Annotated in this window: 5 protein-coding genes and 1 riboswitch; all 5 genes read left to right on the plus strand. The window is 66.9% G+C overall.

Annotation, left to right across the window (positions count from 1 at the left end; translation table 11 throughout):
* The coding region (locus APM_RS22380) for a hypothetical protein (protein ID WP_206740696.1) at positions 1–247 on the plus strand (247 nt) is incomplete at its 5' end.
* Positions 233–343, plus strand: a riboswitch (guanidine-I (ykkC/yxkD leader). Its footprint overlaps the gene before it by 15 nt.
* 81 nt (positions 344–424) lie before the next feature.
* Entirely contained in the window at positions 425–1504 is a 1080-nt protein-coding gene (locus APM_RS07095; protein ID WP_007422674.1) for a putative urea ABC transporter substrate-binding protein, read from the plus strand.
* 8 nt (positions 1505–1512) lie between these two features.
* A complete protein-coding gene (locus APM_RS07100; RefSeq protein WP_007422675.1) occupies positions 1513–2331 on the plus strand; it encodes an ABC transporter permease in 819 nt (272 codons plus the stop codon).
* On the plus strand, positions 2328–3170 hold the full coding sequence (locus APM_RS07105; protein ID WP_007422676.1) for an ABC transporter ATP-binding protein: 843 nt from the start codon (positions 2328–2330) through the stop codon (positions 3168–3170). Before APM_RS07100 ends, APM_RS07105 begins: the two co-directional genes overlap by 4 nt.
* Positions 3171–3242: 72 nt before the next feature.
* Positions 3243–3808: urea carboxylase-associated family protein (locus APM_RS07110; RefSeq protein ID WP_007422677.1), on the plus strand; the 566-nt coding region annotated here is incomplete at its 3' end.

Genomic DNA, 3808 nt, shown 5'->3' on the forward strand with positions numbered 1-3808 from the left:
CACCTGCGCCGGGGTGGGCAAGAATTTTGCTCCGTTTTTGCTTCTTCTGCTCCGCTCCCGTGCCGCAGGGGCGGATTACGCCGGCGTCATCCGATTATTTGCTCCGCATTTGCATATCTTGACATCTTTTGATGATTATTCTCGTTGCACTTTATGGAGATTCGACGCCGGCCGCCTATTTTATTCGCTTGATTCTGCCGGTGCGTTCACCTCTGGCACGCCGGTTGCAGGAGCAAAGCCGAGCTAGGGTTCCGGCCGGATCGAAAATCCGGCGCTGGTCCGAGAGCTTCAGCCGCGCGGGAGACATCCGCGCGGTCCACGGCGGGACAAAAGCCCGGGAGAGACTTTGGTGCGTGGGTGTGCATCGGTTTCTCCGTTCGCCCCCTCGCGCCGATCGATGCGATCGACGGTGAGGAGAAGACCGATGCTGACACGCAAGCAATTCATCAAGACGGGAGCCGGGGCGGCGACGGCGGCGGCGGTGCTGCCGGGCCTGCCTGTGGCGCGGGCCGGCGGAGCGAAGAAATTCAAGCTGGCCTGGACGATCTATGTCGGCTGGATGCCCTGGCCCTGGGCGGCGGACAAGGGGATCGTGAAGAAATGGGCGGACAAGTACGGGATCGAGATCGAGGTGATCGAGGTCGCGGATTATCCGACCTCGATCAACCAGTACACCGCCGGCGCGTTCGACGCGCTGACGATCACCAACATGGACACGCTGGCGGTGCCGGCGGTGGGCGGGGTGGATTCGACCTCGATCATCACCGGGGATTACTCTAACGGCAACGATGCCGTGATTCTCAAGGACAAGACGAAGTTCACCGACCTGAAGGGGCAGAAGGTGAACCTCGTGCAGTATTCGGTATCGCAATACCTGTTCGACCGGGGACTGGAAAAGCACCACATGAGCGAGCGGGACGTGCGCATCGTCAACACCTCCGACGCTGACATGGCGGCAGCGTGGATGACAAAGGCGGTGACCGCGGTGGTGACGTGGAACCCGATCGTGCAGGAGATCATGAAGAATGCCGATGCGCACGAGGTGTTCACCTCGGCGCAGATTCCGGGCGAGATTCTCGACCTGTGCATCGTGCGGACCGATGTGCTGAAGGCGCATCCGGAATTCGCGAAGGCGCTGACCGGGGCGTGGTACGAGACGCTGGGGATCATGCTGTCGGACAGCGCGGAGGGCAAGGCGGCGCGGACGGCGATGGCGAAACTTTCGGGCACCGACCTCGAGGGTTTCGATGCGCAGCTGAAGACGACGCATCTGTTCGCCGACCCGGCGGGGGCGGCCGCGTTCACCCGCTCGGCGCAGCTGGTGAAGACGATGGAATATGTCCGCACCTTCCTGTTCCGCCACGGGCTGATGGGCCAGGGCGCGACCTCGCCCAACGTGGTGGGGATCGCGTTTCCGGACGGGAAGATCCTCGGCGACAAGCGGAACGTCAAGTTCCGCTACACGTCGGACTTCATGCGGATGGCGGCGGCGAAAGAGCTCTGAGCCGGGCGATGCGCGTCATCAACCGCCATCCCCGGCCCGGCAGCGGACGGGTGCTGATGCTGCTGCCGTTCCTGCTGGTCGGGCTTGGCTACATCGTCGTCTCGACGATGCGGCACGAGGTCAATCCATCTGACAAGGTGTTGCCGACGCTGGCGCAGATGGCGGCGGGGATGCGGGAGATGGCGCTCACGCGCGACATGGCGACCGGGCAGTATCCGCTGCTCGCGGATACGCTGGCGAGCCTGCGGCGGATCCTGTCGGGGCTGGCGATCGCCACCGCGATCAGCTTCGTGCTCGGCATTCTCGTCGGCATGGTGCCGTATCTTCGCAAGCTGCTGCTGCCGTTCATCACCGCCTTCTCGATGGTGCCGCCGCTCGCGGTGCTGCCGATCCTGTTCATCATCGCCGGGATCGGCGAGACGGCGAAGGTGGCGCTGATCGTGATCGGCACGGCGCCCTATATCGTGCGCGACCTGGTGCTGCGGGTGGAGGAGCTGCCGCGCGCGCAGATGATCAAGGCGCAGACGCTGGGGGCGTCGTCCTGGCAGATCGCGCTCCGGGTGGTGGTGCCGCAGATGGCGCCGCGGCTGATCGACAGCCTGCGGCTCTCGCTCGGGCCGGCCTGGCTGTATTTGATCTCGGCCGAGGCGATCGCGGCCCAGGACGGGCTCGGCTACCGGATCTTCCTGGTGCGGCGCTATTTCGCGATGGACATCATCATTCCCTATGTCCTGTGGATCACGCTGCTGGCGGTGGTGTTCGACGCGGCGTTGCGGCTCGTGCAGGCGAAGGCGTTCCCGTGGTTCGCCGGGGCGGCGCGGTCGTGAGCGGGGCGGCGGCGCGGCTGATCGAGGTGCGCGATGTCTGGCAGGTGTATGGCGCGCGGATCGTGCTGGAGCGGATCAGCCTCGGGATCGAGGCGGGGAGTTTCGTGACGGTCGTGGGACCGACCGGGTGCGGCAAGACGACGTTCCTGCGCATGCTGATGAGCGAGGAGACGCCGAGCCACGGCACGATCCGGCTGGCGGGGGCGGCGCTGCCGGGCGAGCCGACGGCGGACCGGGGCGTGGTGTTCCAGCGCTATTCGGTGTTTCCGCATCTGAGCGTGCTCGGCAACGTGGTGCTGCCGCTGGAGATCGCGGCGGCACCGCTGCTCGGGCGGCTGTTCGGCGCGGCGCGGCGGCGGGCGGAGGCGCGGGCGCGGACGCTGCTGGAGGAGGTGGGGCTCGGGCATGCGGCGTCGCTCTATCCCGCGCAGCTGTCGGGCGGGATGCAGCAGCGGCTGGCGCTGGCGCAGGCGCTGATCCTGAAGCCGCGCGTGCTGCTGCTGGATGAGCCGTTCAGCGCGCTCGACCCCGGCACGCGGGCGGATATTCACGGGCTGATGCGGCGGCTCTGGGAGGAGACGCGGATGACCGTGGTGATGGTGACGCACGACATCAGCGAGGCGTTCCGGCTGGGCACGCGGGTGCTGGTGTTCGAGCGGCCGGAGCCCGACGATCCGGCGCGGGGGGCGCGGATCACCCATGACATTCCCGTGCGGCGCCGGGCGCCGCGCAACGGGCCGGGGGACGACCCCGCGGCCGGGACGATCGCCCGCGAGGACGGCCTCGCTAGAGCATCATCCGATCAGATGGAATCATCTGATCGGATAAAGATGCTCTAATTATCAACAAGATAGAGCACTACATCCGATCCGTAAGGATCGGAAAGTGCTCTAACATCGCGTGAGGGAATGATGAACAATCTCGATACGATGACGCCGGAGCAGTATCGCGCGCGCTACGAGGCGTTGCAGGCGGGGGCGCGGGCGAGGGCGGCAGCGATGCCGGACCTCGGCGCGCCGCCGGCGATCGGCGCTGGCGACGTGATTTCGCGGGAGGTGATTCCGCCGGGGTGGTATGTGGCACTCCGGCTGCGGCGGGGCGAGGCGCTGCATGTGGAGAACCCGCGCGGCACTCCGGGGGCTTCGGTTTTCCTGTGGAATGCCGACGATGTTTCGGAACGGTTCAATGCCGGGGATACGGCGAAGCTGCAATGGACGACGCTGATCGGCGGCGGGCGGGTGCTGTTTTCGGACATGGGGCGGGTGATGGCCTCGGTCATTTCGGATAGCGGCGCGGGGCATGATCCGATCCTCGGGCCGTCGACGCCGGAGACGGCGGGCGGGGCGCGCAACGGGCGCGACAACCTGCGCAGCGCCGCGGCGAAGTTCGGGCTCGGGCGGCGGGATGTCGGGCCGTGCCTGACGCTGTTCGCGAAGATGCGGGTGGACGACGCGGGGCGGCCGGCGCTGGCGGGCGC

Origin of the sequence: Acidiphilium sp. PM (assembly GCF_000219295.1) — a bacterium.
GTDB classification, from domain to species: domain Bacteria; phylum Pseudomonadota; class Alphaproteobacteria; order Acetobacterales; family Acetobacteraceae; genus Acidiphilium; species Acidiphilium multivorum.